The organism is Algoriphagus sp., assembly GCF_039969895.1.
Classification (GTDB): Bacteria; Bacteroidota; Bacteroidia; order Cytophagales; family Cyclobacteriaceae; genus Algoriphagus.
Genome location: NZ_JBDVMZ010000017.1, coordinates 65,351 through 87,736, shown reverse-complemented (window position 1 = coordinate 87,736; position 22,386 = coordinate 65,351). Strand labels below are relative to the sequence as shown.

The 22,386-nt window shown below is 42.7% G+C and carries 17 protein-coding genes; 8 read left to right on the top strand and 9 right to left on the bottom strand.

Features of this window, described 5'->3' with window-relative positions:
• Positions 1-20: 20 nt before the first annotated feature.
• The 8 genes from ABJH64_RS14120 to ABJH64_RS14085 all read right to left on the bottom strand — a co-directional run bounded on the left by ABJH64_RS14120 (position 21) and on the right by ABJH64_RS14085 (position 9,363).
• On the bottom strand, positions 21-1,412 hold the full coding sequence (locus ABJH64_RS14120) for a LysM peptidoglycan-binding domain-containing protein (RefSeq protein ID WP_348275752.1): 1,392 nt from the start codon (positions 1,410-1,412) through the stop codon (positions 21-23).
• A gap of 14 nt (positions 1,413-1,426) precedes the next feature.
• The gene (gene gatA, locus ABJH64_RS14115) at positions 1,427-2,854 is read right to left on the bottom strand and encodes an Asp-tRNA(Asn)/Glu-tRNA(Gln) amidotransferase subunit GatA (protein ID WP_348299377.1); all 1,428 of its coding nucleotides are present in this window, start codon (positions 2,852-2,854) and stop codon (positions 1,427-1,429) included.
• A gap of 18 nt (positions 2,855-2,872) precedes the next feature.
• On the bottom strand, positions 2,873-3,073 hold the full coding sequence (locus ABJH64_RS14110) for a twin-arginine translocase TatA/TatE family subunit (RefSeq protein ID WP_008202345.1): 201 nt from the start codon (positions 3,071-3,073) through the stop codon (positions 2,873-2,875).
• A gap of 112 nt (positions 3,074-3,185) precedes the next feature.
• Positions 3,186-4,433: a peptidoglycan DD-metalloendopeptidase family protein gene (locus ABJH64_RS14105; protein WP_348299374.1), complete on the bottom strand. Its 1,248-nt coding sequence runs from the start codon at positions 4,431-4,433 to the stop codon at positions 3,186-3,188.
• Between the two features lie 5 nt (positions 4,434-4,438).
• Positions 4,439-5,179 (bottom strand): DUF4292 domain-containing protein, encoded by a 741-nt coding sequence (locus tag ABJH64_RS14100; RefSeq protein WP_348274920.1) that lies wholly within the window; start codon positions 5,177-5,179, stop codon positions 4,439-4,441.
• Entirely contained in the window at positions 5,172-6,899 is a 1,728-nt protein-coding gene (locus ABJH64_RS14095) for a tetratricopeptide repeat protein (protein WP_348274919.1), read from the bottom strand. The genes ABJH64_RS14100 and ABJH64_RS14095 overlap by 8 nt, the downstream gene beginning before the upstream one ends.
• Positions 6,900-7,050: 151 nt before the next feature.
• On the bottom strand, positions 7,051-8,562 hold the full coding sequence (locus ABJH64_RS14090) for a lipopolysaccharide biosynthesis protein (protein WP_348274918.1): 1,512 nt from the start codon (positions 8,560-8,562) through the stop codon (positions 7,051-7,053).
• 15 nt (positions 8,563-8,577) lie between these two features.
• The gene (locus ABJH64_RS14085; RefSeq protein WP_348274917.1) at positions 8,578-9,363 is read right to left on the bottom strand and encodes an enoyl-CoA hydratase-related protein; all 786 of its coding nucleotides are present in this window, start codon (positions 9,361-9,363) and stop codon (positions 8,578-8,580) included.
• Positions 9,364-9,575: 212 nt separating this feature from the next.
• Between ABJH64_RS14085 and ABJH64_RS14080 the strand changes: the two genes are divergently transcribed.
• From ABJH64_RS14080 to ABJH64_RS14070, 3 genes are all read left to right on the top strand, one after another.
• A complete protein-coding gene (locus ABJH64_RS14080; protein ID WP_348274916.1) occupies positions 9,576-11,030 on the top strand; it encodes an NADP-dependent isocitrate dehydrogenase in 1,455 nt (484 codons plus the stop codon).
• Positions 11,031-11,295: 265 nt separating this feature from the next.
• Positions 11,296-12,585 (top strand): glycosyltransferase family 4 protein, encoded by a 1,290-nt coding sequence (locus tag ABJH64_RS14075; RefSeq protein ID WP_348274915.1) that lies wholly within the window; start codon positions 11,296-11,298, stop codon positions 12,583-12,585.
• A gap of 186 nt (positions 12,586-12,771) precedes the next feature.
• Positions 12,772-12,951 carry a hypothetical protein gene (locus ABJH64_RS14070; protein WP_348274914.1) on the top strand — a complete coding sequence of 60 codons (180 nt, stop codon included), beginning with the start codon at positions 12,772-12,774 and terminating at the stop codon, positions 12,949-12,951.
• A 77-nt stretch (positions 12,952-13,028) separates the two neighbouring features.
• Here ABJH64_RS14070 and ABJH64_RS14065 read toward each other — a convergent pair whose 3' ends face one another.
• Positions 13,029-13,871: a VOC family protein gene (locus ABJH64_RS14065; protein ID WP_348274913.1), complete on the bottom strand. Its 843-nt coding sequence runs from the start codon at positions 13,869-13,871 to the stop codon at positions 13,029-13,031.
• A 136-nt stretch (positions 13,872-14,007) separates the two neighbouring features.
• Here ABJH64_RS14065 and ABJH64_RS14060 point away from each other — a divergent pair, with 136 nt between their 5' ends.
• The 5 genes from ABJH64_RS14060 to ABJH64_RS14040 all read left to right on the top strand — a co-directional run bounded on the left by ABJH64_RS14060 (position 14,008) and on the right by ABJH64_RS14040 (position 22,380).
• The gene (locus ABJH64_RS14060) at positions 14,008-15,147 is read left to right on the top strand and encodes a DUF819 family protein (RefSeq protein ID WP_348274912.1); all 1,140 of its coding nucleotides are present in this window, start codon (positions 14,008-14,010) and stop codon (positions 15,145-15,147) included.
• Between the two features lie 114 nt (positions 15,148-15,261).
• Positions 15,262-15,891: a sigma-70 family RNA polymerase sigma factor gene (locus tag ABJH64_RS14055; RefSeq protein ID WP_348274911.1), complete on the top strand. Its 630-nt coding sequence runs from the start codon at positions 15,262-15,264 to the stop codon at positions 15,889-15,891.
• A gap of 193 nt (positions 15,892-16,084) precedes the next feature.
• The gene (locus ABJH64_RS14050; RefSeq protein WP_348274910.1) at positions 16,085-17,098 is read left to right on the top strand and encodes a FecR domain-containing protein; all 1,014 of its coding nucleotides are present in this window, start codon (positions 16,085-16,087) and stop codon (positions 17,096-17,098) included.
• A 39-nt stretch (positions 17,099-17,137) separates the two neighbouring features.
• Positions 17,138-20,668, top strand: coding sequence for a SusC/RagA family TonB-linked outer membrane protein (locus ABJH64_RS14045; protein WP_348274909.1), 3,531 nt, complete (start codon positions 17,138-17,140; stop codon positions 20,666-20,668).
• Between the two features lie 194 nt (positions 20,669-20,862).
• Entirely contained in the window at positions 20,863-22,380 is a 1,518-nt protein-coding gene (locus ABJH64_RS14040; RefSeq protein ID WP_348274908.1) for a SusD/RagB family nutrient-binding outer membrane lipoprotein, read from the top strand.
• Positions 22,381-22,386: the final 6 nt, after the last annotated feature.

The window sequence follows — 22,386 nt, the reverse complement described above, 5'->3', positions numbered from 1 at the left end:
GGAGGGTAAACTGGCTCAGATTAGCCAATTATTAGTTTTTGACCTGGCTTAATATTGTTAGAATTAAGATTGTTCAATCGCTTGATTTGCTCTACTGTCAATCCTTCATGTTTTCTGGAAATAATCCATAGTGAATCGCCAGGCTGAACGGTGTAGGTGGTTTGACCAGAAGAGTTTGTTTTGGTAGAGGCAATATTTCCTGCTATACCTGAGTTGATTTTCAAGGTTTGACCAACACGGATTAGATTAGAAGAAAGATTATTCCAAGACTTGATCTGTGTGACAGTGACTCCGTGGCGTTGGGCGATAGATCCCAAAACATCTCCCGATCTTACTTTGTAGGTTGTACTATTTTGCTTGATGTCCTGAGCCAATTTCTCCACGGACTGCACCTCTATGCTAGAAGCGTGAAGCATTAACGGAGCGTTGTTGAGTGAATCGCTGAGCCAGGCCAAATTTTGCTGAATGTAGGACATTTTTGACTTCGGGATTCGAAGAGCCATGCTTTTATTGCTTTCAGGAAGTGATTTGTCTTTGATAGCAGGGTTCAAAGTTTTTAAGTCGGCAACGCAAAGGTTGGTGAGCTCTGCTAATTTGTCTAAACTCAATGCACGATCAAACCGTATTTTTTCATATTCTACTACGTAAGTAGGATCTTCGGGGTGAAAGTTATGCTCATCAAGGTGGTTGAGTATATATAGCATAGCTTGCACTTGAGGCACGTAGCTCCTGGTTTCTTTAGGTAAGTAATTGTAAATCCCCCAGAACGTTTTTTTTCCACCAGATCTTCGGATTGCTTTTCTCACATTTCCTGGCCCGCAATTGTAGGCTGCCATAGCCACCTCCCAGTCTCCAAACATTCGGTAAAGGGACTTTAGATATTTGGCAGCAGCATCTGTAGAAAGTTCTGGGTCCATCCTGTCATCCACGTCACTATTGATCTTCATTCCGTACATTCCACCCGTGGCAGGCATGAATTGCCATAAGCCCATGGCACCTACTCTGGAGCGAATCTGCGGATCTAGCCCAGACTCAATGATCGATAAGTATTTGATTTCTAGCGGCATTTCATGCTTCGCCATAGTCTCATCAAACATTGGGAAGAAAAGCTCTTTTCTAGCCAAGACCATTTTAGTATAGTCTCTATTTCTAACCGTAAAATATTGGATAAAAGAAAAAATTCTATCATTCAACTCAAAGGCCATCTCATGATCCATGGCTTTTATGCGTCGATCTATCTGATCGTAAGTAAAATCAGGGATGTATTCGTAGTGGTAGTTGGGTAAGACCTCTTCATCAACTAAAGAAGCGGCAGCGACTAGCTCATCACTATCCTGAGAAAAAGCGTGGGACAGGGGAATCAGACCTGTGATAAGCGCAAGTGTGATGATTCTGTACCAATGGTTTTTCATAAGGATATTGGGTTTTAGTAGGTTAATTCAGTCAAATAATTACTAAACGCGTAAAGTTCTGCCTCTTTAAATGAATTGCAAATCACTTGCAAGCCTATTGGCATACCCTGTTCATCTTGGCCATTTGGAAGAGAAATAGCCGGAACTCCTGATACGGAGGCCTGTACTGTGAACAGATCTTCTAGGTACATGGCGACAGGATCACCGCTATGCTCACCAAACTTAAACGCTGTCGATGGCGTAGTCGGCATGATAATATAGTCAAAATCATTTAAAAGATTCTCTGTGAAATCTTTAATTAATCTTCTGACCTTCTGAGCTTTGGTGAAATAAGCGTCGTGATAGCTCGCGCTTAGTACAAAAGTGCCCAACATGATTCTACGTTTCACTTCATCTCCAAACCCTTCACTTCTGGTCAGCTTGTACATGCTTTCTAGGTTGTGCGCATTTGGGGTTCGGTAGCCATACTTTACTCCATCAAAGCGGGACAAGTTGGAACTTGATTCTGCTGTAGTTAAAATATAATAGGTAGGCAGAATATAGTCAAGAAGCGGGAAATTCACTTCTTCTACGCTGTGGCCCTCAGCTTTTAGTTTTTCTAAAACGCCTAGTGTATTGGATTTGATCTCAGACTGAAGAGCAGAGGATTCTAAGGTCTCTTTCAGGTACGCTACTTTTGCTTTTTTGTCAAAATGCAAGAGTTGGCTGTAGGGTAGAACTGATTTCCTCGAAGAGGTACTGTCATATTCATCATGACCTGCCATGATTTCCATGACAAGCGCATTGTCTTTGACCGTATGAGAAAACACTCCTATACAATCAAAAGAAGAGGCATAAGCAATCAAACCCCATCGTGAGACGCGAGAATAAGTAGGTTTCATGCCAATCACTCCCGTGAAGGCGGCAGGCTGTCTGACAGATCCTCCAGTGTCAGTTCCTAAAGAAACGGTGCATAGATTTGCTTGAACGGCCACAGCTGATCCTCCTGATGATCCACCAGGAACACGTGATTCGTCTGCAGCATTAAGTACATTTCCATGGACAGAATTCTCATTCGAACTACCCATCCCGAATTCATCACAATTGAGTCTGCCGATGATGATCGCATCCTCGTCCAGCAAGCGTTGGATGGCGGTAGTAGTAAATTGGGACTGGAAGCCAGCTAGAATTTTGGAGGAGGCATTGGCCTCATGACCGGCATAGCAAAGGACATCTTTGATGCCTATGACCATTCCGGCAAGTTTACCAGCATTTCCTTTGGCAAGTTTCTGATCAATTAGGTCAGCTTGCTCTAAGGCGGATTGCTCATAAACTTCGACGAAGGCGTTGAGGTGCGCCTTCGTCTGAATGTTGTTAAGATAATAATGGACTATCGAGCGACAGTCTGTTTCCTTCTTTTCGAGCGATCTTTTGTTTTCGTCGAATGAGATGAACTTTTCCAATTTTATTGGCTTAAGAGATTACTTTTTCTTGTCGTCTTTGAGTCCTTCTTCTAGGTCGTTCTGAATGTCCTTTGTCGCATCTTTGAATTCTCTGATGCCACGTCCTAGGCCACGAGCCAATTCAGGGATTCTCTTAGCACCAAACAATAGAAGAACAACGAGTACGATCAATACGATCGAACCACCGCCCATATTTTGAAAGAAAGCTAATGTAGTCATGATGGTGTGTGTTTAAGAGTAAATGTGGTTACAAAGATAGAACTGTGATCCGCTTACACAAAGTTCAGTGGAGAAGCTGTCTATCTTTTTTATGAATATACGCAATTAAGTGCTACTTGGATGTTAGCCATGCCGAAGGGTTCATTACTGTCAGCCCTTTCCAAGTCTGGAAATGAACCTCAGCTTCGCCATCTGCACCTGTAGCTACCTGACCAATTACGTCTTTCGCGCTTATAGTTTGACCCGTTTTTACAGTAATGGTTTTCAGCTTACTATACATGGTATAATACTCCCCATGTTTGATGATCACTGTACCCCCGTAGCCAGGCATGGTGGTGATCTTGGTGACTGTGCCATCGAAGACCGATCTTACATTCGAATTTGGCTGGGTGCGGATGTATAAGCCATCACTTTCAAGCATGATGCCTTTGAGTGTTGGGTGAGGATAGGATCCATAGCCCTGAGAAATGAATCCAGTTTCTACCGGCCATGGCAGCCTTCCTTTATTTCCTGCGAAAGAATTGGATAGAGCCGCTACTTCAGGAGTCATAGGCATACTGCTTCCAGAGGCTTTGGTAGCAGTGCTATTTTCTTTCTTTGCTGCTGCCTCTGCACGTTTGATCTCATCTTCAATCACCTTCTTGATCATTCTATTCAGCTGGTCTTGCTGTTTTTTGGTAGCAGTGATCTGTCTTTGAATGTCTTTCTCTTTGCTAGCCAAGGTGTTTACGATGCCTTGTTGTGCTTTTTTTAGCTTATCTAGTTCTGCTCTTTCTTGTTGCTCTTCGACAAGTACTTTTTCTTTATCCACTTTTTTAGCATCGAGTAAAGCTCGCTGATCTATCAGTTCTAGGCTTAATTTCTCGATCTGTGCGGCTTGCTGTTTGCGGCTATCCGTATATTGTTTCAAATACATAAGTCTAGCATAAAGCTGATTGAAATTAGCAGAACTGAACACGAAAGAGACAATAGAAAGCCCACGGTTGAGCTTCGATGCGTTGTATATCATTCGTCCATATTCTGCCTTCAGCTCTTTTAACTGACTTTCCAGATTAGCAATTTTTGTCTCGGTCTCATTGATCTCTTTATCGATCAACTTCAACTCTCTGTCTAGTGTGTTGACTAGTCGTGTCTGAGTTTGAAACTGTCTGGTAACAGCATTTAATTCTCCCAGAGAATTTTTCTTCGTGGCTGTAGTTTGCTTTAGGATTTTGTCAAACTCCTGCAACCTAGCCTGAACTTCGGCTTTTTGTTTTTCTAATTGCTCACGCGTGAGACTCGTTTGCGCTGTAAGATCCGCAATCGACAAAAATAAAATTCCAATCAGAAGACCAATGGATAGAAGGGATTTGCGGAGCATGCAATTTAAAATTTGAAGGGGAAGCTAAGAGGTTCTGAGCGAGGATCGACTGATGTCCATTCTACATTGATGATCGTATTCTGCGCACCTTCTGGAAGCTGATAGGCTAATTTGTAAAGTACTTCGAATGGAAATGGCTTGGATTCTATGTCCTGAAATGTTGCAAAACTAGCAAGTAATGATCCTCTGTCATCCAGTGAATTACTTACCATCTCGGACACTTTTCGGTAATTGACATCCACTTTGGAGAAGTAGCGTACTTTGTCCCGCACCTGGGTGAGTTCAAATGATTTCCCTACTCGCACCAGGCGGTCTTTGTAATCCACTTGATAAGGAGGATTTGCGAAAAGTATATTTTGGAAAAGGTCGAGGGATAATTTCAGCCCGTAAATAGTTTCAAATTCTTTGAAGGATAGATTGATGTCTTCCTTACCGATTCGGTCTTGAATTTGGATTTTCTCCTGAGTGATCAAACCTCTCACGGCCTCCATTCCCATGCCAGGGGAGATAATAAACCAAAGTACAGAATCTTTTTTTGCGCGTAGGTTCATCGTTCCTCGAGTGATTTTGCCAGATTCTTCTTCGATTACCACTTTCGCTTTCGCGCTCATGAATTCATAGTCTGTATAGACCGGTGAGAAATCTTCCATTTTACCGTCTGCCTGATAGACTATTGTCTTTTTAGAACAGGAGAAAAGTAGGCCTACGCCTAGGATTAGTGTGATTCCTGCAAAAAATCTATTCATGGTATTTTCCTTCTTTTATTTTTAGTGAAAGCTTATCTGAGGCCTCAGGAGTTTCTTCTGCTTTTTTCCAATAGGAGATGGCTTCATTCTTTTTCCCTAAGTGAAAAAGAATATCGCCGTAATGCTCTAGCATGACGCCACTGGGTTCTGCCTCATGCTTCATCGCTAGATCCATGAATTTCTTGGCTCCTTCGTAATCCTTCATTTGAAACAAAACCCATGCATGCGTATCAAGGAAAGTGCCATTGTCAGGAAACCGCTTCACAACTTTATCAGACATAGACTTTGCTTTTTCTAGATCTTTCTTTTCCAATGAAAGAAAATAGGAGTAGTTGTTGAGAACCTGCTCGTCGTTAGGGTTGAGCTCTAGGGCTTTATCAAAATTGGCAAAAGCCTCCTCTTTGTTTCCAAGGTTGTAGAGTGAACTTCCTAAAGATCCAAAAGCTACCTGATCCAATTGAGAATTTTTATTGGTATTCAGCTCGATCGCTTTTTTAAGTGAATTCACGGCTTCCTCATCCTTCTTTTGGGCGGATTTCACTATTCCATCATAAAACCAGAATTCGGGGTTTTGAGGAAATTCATCCACTCCCATAATAGTGAATTTCTCCACTTCATCGAAGTCGGCATCTTCGCCGAATGAACCGATGATGACCTGTTCGAGCATTTTAGCATTTTTCGGATTGAGGGCTAGAGATTTTTTGAAATATTCTATCCCTTCTTCTGGTTGCTGATCCTGCATTCTACGCTCACCCATGGCGGCATAGATGTCAGCATTTTCCGGACTGGAGGCCTTCATCAAGGTTTCCAGACTGTCTAATAAAATCTCCCGCTCTTGTGTTTTTATCTCGGTCAATTGACTCTCGTAGGCTTTAGCTTTGACATCAGGATCCAGATCTGGACTGGCAAATGCGAGGTACAAGTGATAATTGGAAACTTCGATCTCACCCTTATCCTTTAATAAAGTATGCGCAGCCATTTGTAGCTCGGGCTGATTTGGGTACTTAGTGATTTCTTCAAAAACCAATTCTAATGCTTGATCTACTCGGTTATTATTGTAGAGAATTTCTACTTGGTTCATCACATAGGCAGGGTTTCCTGGTCGGGACTCGACGAGTTTTTGTCCTTCAGCCAATGCCGAATCCAGGTTGTTCTGATTCAGGTAAATCCGTTGCTTTTGCATGGTGATGGGTTCCATCACCCCGTAAAATTGCTCTGCTCTATCCAGCGCCACCAATGCTTTGTCAAGTTTTGAGGAATTGAGATAAATGGAAGCCAGGTCCAAGTTGTATTGTTGATTACTCTCTCCGTCTGCGGTTAGGCTTTCTAGTATATCGGCGGCTTTGAGCGGTTGTTTGAGGTTGGTGTAAATCTCCGCGACCATCAGCGAGTAGTATTTATTTTCGCTGTCAAGTTCGGCGGCCTTAGTAGCGTAAGGCATGGCCTTTTCAGCTTGATTTGCTTTGACAAATACCTCAGCAATTTTGTAATGAATAGCAGGCTCTTCAGGAGTGAATTCCAAGGCCTTTTGGAAATAAAAAAATGCTTTCTCCAAATCATCGAGCACCAGGTTTTTTTCTCCTTCTATAAAGTAGCGAGTGCCTTGGGATGCTATTAGCTGTGCCTTTCGTTCTTTTTTGGAAAGATTATCCTGAGCAAAACTTGAGAAGCAGCTGAAGGAGACGAAGAGAAATATAAGTAGTGTTCTATGGAAAATCACGCGAAATCTAGATTGCAACTTGAGTTCACAAACATAATGCCTTTTACGTAATTAGGCTTCGTCAGTGCTTGCGATGAAATGCTTAAATGGAATTTGGGTGTTGTTTGTTTTAACGCCATCGCCCTTAAAAATGATCCCTCGTTGTCAAATATTATGATTTCCCTTCCTTGCTATTAGGGAAATAAGCTTGGATTTGCTCTTTTTCTAACAAAAATATAAATCCTAAATAAGCTAGGATTAGGCTGTTTTTTACAAAGAAATTTAAAACTGGAATTCCTAAATCCAAATACAAACCAAAGTAACTAATAGCGAATGAGATCACCAGGTAAAGGATTCCTTTGCCTGTTTGATAGGGGATGGGGTAGTATTTTTCGCCATAATAATAGCAAAGGACACACATCACGAAATAGCACGAGATCGTGCTGAGCGCTCCGCCCATATAGCCCCAGATTGGTACGAAAACGAAGATAATCACTACTGTGATGATAGCGCCTACCAGCGTAATCCAGAAACTATACTTGGTCTGATCGGTGATTTTGAACCAAATAGAAAGATTGAAATAGATGCCGAGCAGTAGATAGCCCATCAGAAGCGTGGGGACGATGAAGAGCGCTGCTTCATATCCTTCTTGCCTGAGAAACATAGGTCCTATCCATTCTAAATTGACCGAGATGGCAATCATCAATACCGTGCAAAACAGGATGAATGCATGCATCACCTTGGCATATAGTTGTGGAGAATTTTTGTTTCCAGACTGATTAAAGAAAAATGGCTCAGCGGCATATTTAAAAGCCTGAATCACCAAATTCATCATGATCGCCAGTTTGAAATTAGCTCCGAAAACCCCACCTGCTTCTCGTGCACTAAGCCCAGCATAGAAATTTGGGGGTAATACATATTCAAATAAAAACCTAGAAAACAGCTCGTTAGTGACTCCCGCCAACCCCATAAATAGAAGGGGGAGAGAATATGCCCACATGGGTTTGATGATACTCCCTTCCAGCTTGAAGCTGAAAAAACCAGCTTTCCACCAAACTAGTGGAATGATCAAGCCATTGGCGAAGAGGTTGGAAAGTAAAATATATTCCACTCCCCAATCGGACCTATAGCCTAGAAAACCTTCTGGAATTGTACCAATTGAGATTAAATATGGAAATCCTACAATCAGTAGGAGATTGAAAAAGATATTCAACAGGATATTGAAGATTTTTGCGCCAGCGAAAAACAGGGCTTTATTTTCCAATCGTAGCTTCGCAAATGGGATCGCCAATAGCGCATCAAAAGATAGAATCAAAGCGGTCCATCTGAAGAGATAAGCTTGTCCTGAATAATCCAACACCTCAGCTAGCCAAGGTGCCAGCAAGTATAATCCTGATCCTAGTAGGAGTGTACTAGTGATCAGTAGCGATTGAGTAGTAGAATAAACTTTGTGAGGATCTAAGTTTTTGCCAGTGGCAAATCTGAAAAAAGTCGTCTCCATCCCGTAGGTGAAGACAATATTCATAAAACCTATCAGTGCATAGATGCTCGTGAACGATCCCAACGCCTCTTTGCTGAGGTATTCGGTGTACACAATGATCATTAAAAAATTGATGGATCGACCGAGAATGCTACTCAGTCCATAAACTGCGGTTTGCCCAGCTAGTTTTTTGAAGTTACTCATTCAGGTGGAAGGAGCTTATTCTCCTTTGAAATGCGGCTGCCTTTTTTCGAGAAAAGCTGAAGTTCCTTCTTTATAATCTCCGGATTTCACGCATCTCGCAAAACTATTAGCTTCAGTTTGAAAACCATTTTCGTCAGGAAGATAGACTGAATTGACACAGTCTATGATCATACCTATGGCTAGTGGGGCTTTGCTGAGGATTTTGGCGATGATTTCTTGGGCCTTCGCTATTGCTTCTTCCTTGGTAGGAAGTACATGATTTACCAATCCCAAAGATTTAGCCTCTTCAGCGCCTATCATATCACCGGTCATCATGAGTTCGTTAGCTTTTCCTCTACCCACTAGAATGGTGAGTCTTTGAGTTCCACCGTAGCCAGGGATGATACCTAGATTGACTTCCGGCTGGCCAAATTTAGCATTGGCAGTAGCTATTCGAAGATGACACGCCATGGCCAGCTCACAGCCGCCACCCAGTGTGTAGCCATTCGTAACTGCTATCACCGGCTTGTGGCAATTTTCTATCATACTGAAAATCTCCTGCCCGTTTTCTGAAAATTTCCTCGCATTCACTTCATTCAACGTAGCGATCTCAGAGATATCTGCCCCGGCGATAAAAGCTTTTTCACCAGAGCCAGTGATGATGACTGCTTTGATTTCTTTTTTATCAGCTACTTCTTCGAAAATCTGCTTCAATTCATCAAGAGTATCAAAATTCAATGCATTCATTTTGTCTTCTCTGTTGATAGTCAAATGGAGCACACCGTTCTTTACATCAGCTAGGATATTCTTGAAATCAGTCATAGTTCATCATTGAGTGAAAAACAAATATACAAGCAGGGTGTTCAATCCCAAACTGTGTACTTATAAAATGCAGAATCCAAAGCAACGGATATCAGCCTCTGCTTTAATTTACTTTGGGGGGAAGTGGATTTTGTGCTAGGTCAAAAAACTGCTTCCACATTTTTATTTACTTTTGTTCAAAATCGAATTTTAACTAAATCCGCTATACTAATATGTCTTCTAAAAGAAAAATTACAGTTGCTTACGGCGACGGGATCGGTCCCGAGATCATGAAAGCTACTTTGTCTATCCTCGAAGCAGCTGGAGCACAGCTCGAATACGATGTAATCGAAATCGGTGAGCAAGTGTACCTTCAGGGTATCAGTTCAGGTATGAGCCCGAATTCTTTTCAATCGCTTAGAGATACTAAGGTATTTCTCAAATCTCCGATCACGACTCCTCAGGGTGGCGGATTCAAATCTCTCAACGTAACCACTCGTAAATCTTTTGGTCTATATGCCAATGTAAGACCTTGTAAAGCATATTCTCCTTTTATAAAGACACATTTCCCCAAAACCGACTTGGTGATCATTCGAGAGAATGAGGAAGATCTTTATGCAGGCATCGAGCACAGACAGACTCAAGAAGTATATCAATCACTGAAACTAATCTCCAGACCTGGCTCAGAGAAAATTATCCGTTATGCGTTTGAGTATGCTAAAAAATACGGTCGCAAGAAAGTGACTTGTATGACCAAGGACAATATCATGAAATTGGCTGACGGTCTTTTCCGCAAAGTATTTAATGAGGTAGCCAAAGAATATCCAGAGATTGAGAATGATCACAAAATCATCGATATCGGAACTGCACTAGTGGCAGATAGACCGGAATCGTTTGATGTGATCGTGACGTTGAATCTCTATGGAGATATCATATCAGATGTAGCAGCTGAAGTGACCGGATCTGTAGGACTAGGAGGATCTGCCAATGTAGGAGAAGAAGTAGCTATGTTTGAGGCTATTCACGGCTCTGCTCCAGATATCTCTGGATTAGGCATTGCCAATCCATCTGGTTTGTTGAATGGTGCGATCATGATGCTAGTTCATATCGGTCAGCCTGAGGTTGCCGAGAAAATCTCCAATGCTTGGATGAAGACGCTAGAAGATGGAATCCACACAGGAGATATCTATCAAGAAGGTTTGTCAGCAAAGAAAGTAGGGACTGAAGAATTTGCTCAAGCAGTAATAGAACGACTAGGTCAAGTACCTAGCTCACTTACTGCCGCGTCTTTTGATAAAGAAAGCACTGCTCCTATGAAAATATTCGTCACAGATGTGCCTAAGCAAAAAAAGGAATTGATCGGCGTTGACGTGTTTTTGGAATGGGATGAGGCAGGAAGAGATCCTCAGGTGTTGGGTGAGAAACTTCGCCAGGCAAATGCTGATGGTCTGCAACTGACTTTGATCACTAACAGAGGAATAAAAGTATTCCCTGACGGAATGCGCGAGTCTTTCTGCACGGATCACTGGAGATGCAGATTCCAGACTCCCGAGCAATCCACTATTTCGCATGGACAAATCCGTGAGTTGTTGAAGCAAGTTGAGGAATTAGGTCTTGACTTTATCAAAACTGAAAACTTGTATTCTTTTGACGGGGTGAGAGGATATTCTCTAGCACAGGGCGAATAAATAGCAGTAGAAATTTGAAATTTTTGAATTTGAAATTCTAGAAGGAAGTAGGGTAACCTGCTTCCTTTTTTGATTTTATTAACCGCAAAGATGATTTTATTTCTAGTCTCCCTACTTTGATCTATACTAACGCAGTCTTCAGACTGCTAAGCTTAAGTAACTTGTTATTTGGCACCTGATTTCTTGGCACATGACTAGAAGTTTTTCACATAGTTGACTTTATGGCCAGCTACTTGATAATTTGTAGATAGAACCTGATACACTTATGAAAAAACGAGTTCTCATCATCACCTATTATTGGCCGCCTAGTGGAGGCTCTGGCGTGCAGCGCTGGCTGAAATTCGCTAAATACCTACCAGATTTCGGATGGGAGCCGGTGATTTTCACTCCTGAAAATCCTGATTTCGACCTGAAGGATGACACGCTTGAGAAGGAGATCTCCAAAGAACTAGAGGTAATGAAATTCCCGATTTGGGAGCCTTATCAGCTTTTGGATAAGATTAGAGGCAAAAAGGAGTCCCATCCTGGACGAGTGCTAGAGCAAAAAGAACAAAGTTTTATAGAAAAAACAGCCATCTGGCTTCGTGCAAATCTGATGGTTCCTGACCCGAGAGTATTTTGGGTGAAGCCTTCTGTGAAATTCCTGGTTGAGTTGATTGAAAAGGGGCAGTTTCAAGCAATCATCACGACAGGCCCGCCTCATTCTATGCATTTGATTGGGAGAGATTTGAAGAGAAAAACCGGCATTTTTTGGTTGGCTGATTTTCGTGACCCTTGGTCCCAATGGGAATTTCTGGACAAGCTTCCTATGCAGACACGGGTGCGAGATAAGCACAAGAAGCTAGAGCAAGAGGTGCTCAAAGAAGCGGATGTGATCACGAGCATTTCCCCTACTTTTCAGGAAGAGTTGGTGCAGCTCGCACATCGCCAAATCAATCTGCTCACCAATGGGTTTGATCCGGCAGATATTCCTTTGGATTTTTCGATCAGGGAGAAAAAGGCAGGAAGCTTACACTTGGTTTACACGGGAATTATTGATTCGATCAGGAATCCTATGCCTTTGCTAAAAGCAATGCGTGAAGAGTTTTCAGAGGAAAAAGGGGAGGTGCTCTTCACTTTTGTTGGAAGAGTCAGTGATCAAGTGAGGGAGGAAATTGCAGCAGATTCCTGGCTTTCTGCTCATGTGGCTTTTGCTGGATACGTTTCCCATCAGAAGGTATTTGATTATTACGCCAAAGCCGATGCCCTGGCTTTGATCCTTACGAACACTAAAAACGCCAAGGGAAATATACCGGGGAAATTGTTTGAATACATGGCGACAACTTTGCCAATTCTAGCTTTGGGAGATCCTGAGGGGGATGCTGCGCAGATTTTGGAAACATCCGGTGCTGGAAAAGTGCTGGATCACGCTGATCGAGTTGCTATTCAGATCAGCTTACGAAAGTTGTTTGAGCGAAGCGGTGCAGAAAGCGGTACGGATGGAATCGAAAAATATACCCGCAAAAATCTAAGTTTTCAACTAGCCACCCTACTCGATGCAAATTCCATTTCTTAAGTACAAAGGATGGATTTGGAGCGAAAAAATGCCTTGAATTTCAAGTCTGAAGCCATGCCGGAGAAGGGGGTGATGTATAAACAAAAGCTATTTGTCTTGAAGAACTATCTTTCAAACTGTTGAGGGTACTTATTTCCTGCAAACTTATTTGTGAAAAGCTATCTAGATAGAAAACAAAGGTCAAGGATGCGATTTCCCCGACCTCTGTTGTTGGATATGGATTTTGAGATTATTCTACCACCTCATACCGCCGCCATACATGCCGACATTGATGCTAGGGGAGAATCCAACACCACCATATGGCCCGCCGTAGTAGTTCATGCCGACGCCGCCAGATACATACATATTTGCGCAAGCAGTGACTAGCAATGAAGCGCAGAGGATTAAACTGAATAGTAAGAGTTTCTTTTTCATCTGATTTATGATTTTATCGCTTGCTAGGATTAAGGATTGTAAACTTGAACTGCCAACGGTGCTCCCGTAGGATCCATTAGTAAGGCAACACTTCCATTTCTGATTTCAGGATTCGGTTCTACCAGGACTTTTGCGCCAGCTTTTGTAGCTTTTGCAAGCGTCTCTTTCAGGTCTGCCACTCTGATGTAAGGAACCCAATGGGAGCGAACTGTTGTAGCTGGGTTTTTTAGCATACCTGCACAATTCATATCCCCCATTTTGAATAGCGTATAAGGCACTTTTTGAGTATCAGTTTCTTCAGCAGTATAGCCTACTACGCTGGAATAGAAGGAGGCAGATTGGGAAGTTTCGTTCGACCAAAGTTCTTGTCCCAGGAAAGTATTCATCTCAGCCAAACCTGGCTCAGGATCACCATTGGTGAGTTTGATTAGAGAGATACTCGCACCCTGAGGATCTTGGATAAAGGAAATAGATCCCCTGTCATCTACATTCATCGCTTTTTTGATGATTTTGGCTCCTTGGGCTTTTGCTTTGGAAGTAGCATCTGTCACATCAGCTACGGATATCGCACCAATCCACTCACCAGACCCATTCTCAGTCTGGTAATAGGCCATCAAGGCTACAGGTTTATCATCGCTTTTGAAGACCCAGACCATTTTTTCACCCTCTCCGTGTGGGACGGTGGTCCATCCGAAAACAGCTTCGTAAAAAGCTGCTGAAGCTTCTGGATTAGGTGAAGCCAAGTCATGCCAAACTATTTTGCCATGGGTATAGGTACTTTCTCCGATTTGCGAAGCGATGGGCGGAGTAGCACCGGGAGTGCATGCGAAACCCAAATAGGCAAGGGTGATAAGCGTAAAGATTTTTTTCATCGTGTATGTTAAAAGTGTTTTGCGGGCTTAAGGTAGGTGAAATTTGAAGTAGATCGAAATAGAAGGTGCGATTTAGTAGTCAAAGATTGCGTCGAATAACAGGGAATTGGGAGTTGTTTTTTACTTAATTTCCGCGATGACTTGGACTGAAGACCCTATTTATATCAGCGGCATGCTATGCATGTTTGTGTTGTTAGCTGTTTGGTTGGCAAAGTATAGAGGCTGGAAAGCTCTGGGTACTCCGATTTTAGTTATTCTCATTGCAGCCCTAGCTAGTAATTTGGGGTTGATTCCAGCTGCAACGAGCGGAAATCCAGTTTACACAGGAGTGTTTATTTACCTGGCTCCGATGGGGATTTTTATAGCTCTGTTGGAAGTAGATCTCAAAAGTCTCAAAAAAGCTGGAGGTCCGATCCTGCTGATGTTTGGGATTGGTGGATTAGGTACTATCCTAGGTGTGTTGGTTGCATGGTTTACAGTTCAGCCAGCTGCGGAGATTGGTTCCATGGCCAATGCCGTAGCTGGAATGTACGCTGGAACTTACATTGGGGGTAGTATTAATTTCAATGCGGTGGCATTGAGTTACCAAGTCAATGAAAATGCAGATTTGTATGCGGCGACCACCGTGGTGGATAATCTTATAGGTATGCCATGGATTATTGCCACGCTGATTTTGCCAGGGTATTTGCAGCGATTTTTTCCTAGAAAAAAATTGCTTTCCACAGCTAGTGAGGGTCAAAAAGTAAAGAAACAGGAAGCTATTAGCATGGCTGGTTTAGCGTCAATTCTGGGCATGGCTTTTCTGTCTTTAGCAATTTCAAAGGTTGTTTTTCAAACTTTTCCAGCTATTCCTGAAGTCATCACGCTCACGACACTCGCTTTGATTTTTGCTCAGATGCCTTTTGTCAAAAATCTATCTGGAACCCACACCATCGGGTTTTTTCTCATTCTTTTATTTCTGGCAGCCATTGGGACGCTATGTGATTTGGGGACGCTGTCTGGACTTGGGGAGCTAGCGAGTACGTTATTTCTATTTGTCACGATTCTAGTTTTGATACATGGTGCAGTGATTTTTGGGGTAGGTTCTTTGCTCAAAATCGATTGGGACGTGATCGCTGTAGCTTCACAGGCAAATGTGGGTGGGAATACTACGGCTCTTGCTGCTGCTGAAAGTTTGAATCGACCAGATTTATTGATTCCAGGTGTTTTGGTGGGAAGCTTGGGAAATGCATTGGGCACTTATGTAGGATTTTTTATTGCCGGGATACTGAGTTGAATGGTGTAGAATAATTGGTGATTAGACTCATTGATCTTTCTAAAAATTGGTTTTGATTAAATAGAAAAAACTAACTACCTTAAAATCGATTTGTAGCCTAATATAATTTTGATCATGGGCACCTCGGTAAACCTATTTATTTCGAAAAGTCTAAAAAAAGCTTTAGGCTCTCATGCAGATGATGCTGCCCTATGGGAAAGCGTACGTAAAGGTAATGACTTGGCATTTTCTAATCTGTATCAGAGATTTTCCCATTTACTTTTTAATTATGGAATGCATGTCTGCCACAATCCCGAATTGGTTAAAGACTGCATTCAAGAATTGTTTACCAGCATCTGGACTAGACATGAGACGATATCTCAGATAGAATCAGTAAAATTTTACTTGTTCAAATCTTTCAGGAATCTGCTTGTTCATCAGATTTCCAGAGATAGAAAACTTTTTGCTGATTATTCAGAAGAGCAGGAAAATCAAGATGATGCACCGTCAGCTGAGCAACTCTTCATACTTGGAGATACTTCGATGATCAATCAGAAGCGTGTATCTGTGGGGTTGGAGAAGATTTCCAAAAGACAGAGGGAGATTGTCGTGCTCAAGTTTTTCAATGACCTCAGCTATAAAGAGATAGCTGATATCATGTCTTTAACCCCCGCCTCTGCCCATAACCTGCTCTCCAAAGCTTTGCAATGCCTAAGAGTAGTTGTTAAAATTACCCTAATCTTTATGGTAATAGGTGCTTTATGAACATGTGCTTCTACTGAACTAGTTGGTGTTAGTTTGTTGCCGTCTTATCTCCCGTTGTTGATGGAAAATAGACTTAGAAAACCCTATTCTTTGAGGCGGATTAGTAGTATGAAAATTTTTTGTTGAAAACCTAAAAAAAATGATGAGGTTTTGACTTGCTGCTGCTCTTACTGCTATAACCATTCTACTGGCAGTGAATCTTCCACCATCCGATTACACCGATTTTTCTCTAGACGACTTTATCACCGATCCTTATTTCAAGGAATGGGTGCTACATCCTGACACTGCTTCTGAGGATTTTTGGAGCGAATGGCAAAAACTCAATCCGTCCAAAATCACTTTGCTGATGGAAGCAAAAAGTATGGTTTTTTACCTGGAACAGAGCAGAATAGAAATGACCTCTGAGGATATGCGAGCGGTTTGGGGTGCGATACAGCAAGACATCAATGCTGCAAAGCATCTTCACAAGTCCGCTTCCAAAAAGACATTTCCTTGGTCGCTCATAGGTTCTGCGGCATCAGTCATTCTGCTTGCGATGGCCTGGATGTGGTATCAGCTTCCTGATGAAATCACCTACCAAACCACCTATGGAGAAACCAAGGAAATCCTTCTTCCCGATAGTTCAATGGTCATTCTCAATTCAAATTCTCAGATCAGTTTCATAGACAATTGGGAAGATCAGATGGCACGGGAGATAGTTATTGAGGGCGAGGCATTTTTCCATGTCGTGCACAAGGTAGATCATCAACCTTTCAAGGTACTGAGCTCCCAAAATGTGGAGATAGAGGTGCTCGGAACCGAGTTCAACGTCTATAATCGCGCGCAGGAAACCGAGGTTGTTCTTAGTTCCGGACTCGTGACGCTGAGTTTTCCGGTGAAAGAGAAAGAGGGGAAAATAGTGATGAGTCCAGGCGAGTTGGTGGAGTTTAAAGAAAGCAGATTTCATCGGAAGAAAGTCGATCCTGTACACTACACTTCATGGAAAGATAAAGTATTGTATCTCGATGAAACTAGCCTTGAAGAAATAATCAAAATGGCTAGAAATAACTATGGCATCACAGTAGAAATTGCAAATGAAGAGCTTCTAGATCAGACCGCATCGGGCTCAATGCCCATAGGAGATGCAGAGAATTTTATAGATCAGATTTCCAAAATTTTCAATCTGGAAATTACAAACGAAGAAAATAAGTATCTAATTAAGTATTAACAATGAAGTGTTTCCCAAATAACCTAAAATTCACACACTATGAGAAAGTTTGTACTACTGTGTATAAGCTGTTCGATTTCTTGGTTTGCTACAGCGCAGGTCGAGAACTTGATGGCTTCAGAAAAACGTCTCGAGCGCTATTCGCCTAGGACAGAAAGCAGTGATCTGAAAGAGATCCTGAGCCAGTTTGAAAGTAAATTTAAAGTTTCGATTGCCTACAAAGATGAGTTAGTGCAATCAAAAAAGATCAACTCCACCAAGACATCTTTCTCCTCGGTCGAAGAAGGTCTTAAAGAAGTTCTCCAAGAGACAGGTCTTAACTATGAAAAGGCCGGGGACAATTTTTATGTGATTTTTCAAAACAAATCTACCTCAGCTCCCAAAAATGCTGAACTTCAATTTGTGCTTACTAGCTCGCCGGCTTCAAATGGGCGTGCGAATGCCAATTCAGTGGCAAGGAATAGAAATAATCTACCAAAGCTGAATGATCGCCGCGTGCAGATCACAGGTAAGATTACAGATGAAAATGGCACCCCTTTTCCGGGTGTTAACATTCTTTTGAAAGGTACTGCTACCGGTACTGTGTCGGGAAACGATGGCAACTATTCTATTGACGTACCCAATGCCTCATCTGTACTCGTGTATTCATTCGTTGGCTACCTCAATCAGGAGGAAGTAGTAGGGAATAGATCTGTGATCGATCTGACTATGAAGCTGGATGAAAGCGATCTCGAAGAAGTAGTGGTGACCGCACTAGGTATAGAGAAATCAGCCAAAAGTCTAGGTTACGCGACCTCTACTGTGCAGTCCGACGAGCTCACTATCAATAGAACCCCCAATGTGATAAACGCCCTTCAGGGCAAAGTGGCAGGGGTTTCGATTTCAGCTCTGGGTACAGGCCCGGGAGGTACTTCCAAAATTCGGATCAGAGGTCAGTCCTCCATCTCAGGACAAAATAATCCCCTGATAGTAGTGAACGGAGTGCCGATAGACAACACCAACTTTGGCTCCAATCCAGGAAATAATGCCTCCGATAGCTCTATAGGTGTACGTGGAGGGGGAAACACCTCTGACGGTGGAGACGGACTATCCAGTATCAACCCGGATGATGTGCAGAACATGACTATTCTGAAAGGTGCCGCGGCAGCTGCGCTTTATGGCTCACGAGCCAAAGATGGGGTAATCATGATCACGACTAAAAGTAAAAATGATACCCGAGGTATAGGAGTGACCTACAACCTCAATTACACCAATGAGGCTCCACTGGACTTTACAGATTATCAGTATGAATACGGGCAAGGCGAACAGGGAGTAAGACCGACTACGCCAAACCCTACCTCAGGACAGTGGTCTTTCGGAGAAAAGTTTCAGCCGGGAATGACCCAGGTCCTTTTTGACGGAGTGACAGTACCTTATGTGCCTGTGAGAGGTATTATTAATGATTTTTTTCGCAACGGACAGAATATTACCAACTCGGTAACGCTAGCTAGCTCGGGGGATAAAGGCGGAATGAGCCTATCTTTCTCTGATCTCAATAGCAAGGGTATAGTCCCAAATAATACCTATAATCGAAAGACGATCAATTTGGGATTTGGCTATGATTTGAGTGAAAAGCTTAGTTTCAGAGGTAATATCAACTATTCTCATGAGGAAAATACCAACCCGCCAAACGTAGGTCAGCAGGACAACACCATCCCTGTGGCACTTTATAACATGGCCAACTCCATGCCGCTCGATGTGCTAAGAGACAATGCTTTTGATGCAAATGGCAACGAAGCAGTCTATTCAAGATTCAGAAATCGTACTAATCCATACTTTACACTCTCAGAGCAATTCCAAAATATTCGTAGAGATAGAATCTTTGGCAATATCGCAGTGAAGTATAATCTCACCGATTGGTTATTTGTACAAGGTAGAGTAGGTCAGGATTTCTGGACCCGAGATCAGGATTATAACAACTTTCCTACAGGACAAGCATCAAGAGCAGCTGCCCCGGCAGGTTTTGTCAATGGTGTTTATACCCAAGAGCAACGCAGATTTAGGGAGCTGAATACAGATTTCCTCATCAATGCCAATAAGGACTTCGGGGACTTTGGTATCAATGCCAACTTCGGTGGCAATCACATGCAGCGTAGATCTGATCTGAACAGTGTGCAAGTGACGGATTTTGTAGTGAGAGATCTTTACACCGTGCAAAATGGTAGAGCTAAAGATCCGATTTATGACCTCAACGAGCGCGCCGTCAATTCCCTCTACGGATCTGCTGAGGTGTCTTTTAAAGACATGTTGTTTCTTACAGGTACCGTACGAAACGATTGGTTCTCCACCTTGTCCAAAGAAAATAGAAGTATCCTCTATCCATCAATCTCAGCGAGCTGGGTATTTACAGAGAATTTCGGCAAAGGTGACTGGCTAAACTTTGGTAAGCTGAGAGTAGCATACGCCGAAGTGGGTAGTGATGCTGATGTGGGAGCTTATTCCAACGTACTTTTCTACGGTATCAACAATAACCTATTCAACGGACAGCCCGTGGGCGGGCCCATAGGAAGTAACCTTCCAAATCCAAATCTCCGTCCAATGCGAATCGGTGAGATCGAGGCGGGATTTGAATTGAGCATGTTACAAGGCAGAGTAAGTTTGGATTTTGCAGCATATCGCAAGCTCACAACGGATCAGATCGTAAGTGCACAGATTTCAGATGCTTCTGGCTTTGTCAATACATCGATCAATAGTGGGCAAAGTGAAAATAAAGGAGTGGAAATGCTCTTGACTTTGGTGCCGATAGAGAATGATAATTTCACTTGGGAATTCACAGCCAACTCCGCTTACAATAAAACCAAAGTACTGAGTCTTCTCACAGACACTCCAGGTGAGCGTATCACAGTAGGTACACACGTTTTCAATGGAGAACTGAGACAAATTGTAGGAGAAGAAATGGGGCAGGTAGCCGGTTTTGGATTTAAAAGAGATGATCAGGGCAGACAAATTTTTGGAGCCAATGGCATTCCGATCAGAACTGCCGAGTTGGTCAATTTTGGTAGTGCTCTGCCAAATTGGGTGGGAGGTTTCAACAACTCATTCAATTACAAAGGAATCATGCTTTCCTTCTTGATTGATTACAAGCTAGGCAACATCATGCTTTCGGGTACCAACTTCAACGCCACCAGACATGGCCTTCATAAAATGACACTGGAAGGCAGAGAAGGCGGAGTAGTAGGAGTCGGTGTCAATGAAAAAGGGGAGGTGAATACTGTTGCCGCGCCTGTACAGTCTTATTGGGAAGTTGTTCGCTCTCAGGCATTAGTAGAGCCGGTGATCTATGACGGGGGCTATGTGAAGCTACGTCAGATTACACTGGGATATGATTTCACCAAGTTCCTTCCGGAAAATCAGCCATTCAAATCAGTGAAGCTGAATTTTGTAGCCAACAATGTTTTCATGCTCAAGAAATGGGTGGATAATATAGACCCTGAGTCTTTTGGCTATTCCTCAGATAACCTCGTCGGTATGGAATCCACCGGATTGCCTTCTACTAGAGGTCTAGGTTTTAATCTTAATGTCAAATTCTAATCTCAAAAGACATGAAATCGAGCATGACTAAAAAGTCACCCACTGGCATGATTATAATCGCTGCGAGATTCCATATGGCCTTTGAAAGACAAATTATAAACATATGAAATCGAGCATGACACAGCCGTCACACACTGGTATGACTATTAACCGTGCGAGATTCCATGTGACCTTCAAAATTCAATTATATACACATGAAAAAGATCATTAATTATATCTTCATAGCTTCTATTCTGTTGGTCTCAGCAGCATGTGATAGCAATTTCGATGAGCTCAATATCAATAAAACTAGTGCTACTTCGATAGATCCGGCATTTCAGCTGAATGCTGCCATCGTGGGTACAGCCTATCCTATTGGTACTCTAGTATATGACATAGGAGTGGTGCAGCAAATCATATCTCCTAATTCAGGTGTACTCACAGGCGCCAATTACAATCAGGACAATAGAAACTCCACCCAGGAGGTTTGGCAAAACTATTACCGAAATGTGATCAAAAACACAAAAGATGTAATCAGCCGTATCCAAGATAATCCTTCCAGAGCAAACTTGCTCCAAATGACCAGAATCGTGCAAGCATTTGCCTTCATGGTTTTGACAGATGAGTATGGCTACATTCCTTATGATGAAGGTGGAGTAGGCTTTTCCGAGCAGATTTATTTTCCAGCTTATGATGCTCAGGAAGAGATCTATGCTGATATCATCAAAGAACTGACGGAAGCTACTGCTGCACTCAATCTTTCTGGAAAAGTGGAAACAGCGGATATCCTTTATGGCGGCGATCTGAATAAATGGAAAAGCTTTGGCAATTCACTTTTGCTAAGAGCAGGGATGAGATTAAGCCAAGTGGATCCTACCAGAGCACAGCAGATAGTACAAGCTGCGGCACAGGGTGGAGTGATTTTGTCCAATTCCAATAATGCAAAAGTCGCTCACGATCCGAATTATCCCAATCCTATCGGTAACCTGCTAAACGCAACCGAGGCATCTAATTTTTACCTTACCGCTCCTTTCGTCAATTATTTGCGAAGCAAAAACGATCCGCGACTTTCTGCTATTGCGATCACCTACGTAGGTGCTAAGTCAGGCCCTGAGCAGACGCCTGCCCGAGGTACTTATGCTGCAGGTGTCCATGTGGGTATGCCTATGGGAAATGACAATGCAAGTGCAGTTACTGCAGCCGCAAATTTGGGGTTGGCAAGTTTCTATGAGTTTGCTCAGGCAGATAGAAGACGTCTAGCAAAAAACACTGCGCCTAACTTTCTGGTCACTGCTTCGCAAAATTTCCTGCTGCTAGCCGAAGCTCGTCAACGGGGCTGGATCACTACAGAAACAGTGGAAGCTTATTACAATGCCGGAGTAAGAGCACATATGGAGCAGTTAGGAACTGTGGACGCAGCTTCAGCAATCTCACCTGCCGCCGTCGATAGCTACTTGGCTGCCAATCCATTCAACCCGACTACTGCCCTAGAGCAGATCAATACCCAATATTGGGTTTCATCCTTTTTGAATGGTCCTGAGGCATTTGCAAATTACCGTAGATCAGGGTTTCCAACCCTTGCTTCAAATCCTTTTCCTGGAAAAGAAGTGGAGTTTATCAACCGATTGACCTATCCAAACTCTGAGATATCAGTGAATTCTCAGAATGTTAATGCGGCCATTTCTGCTCAAGGTCCAGACAATCTGGGTACAAAAGTATGGTGGGATAAATAAGTGATT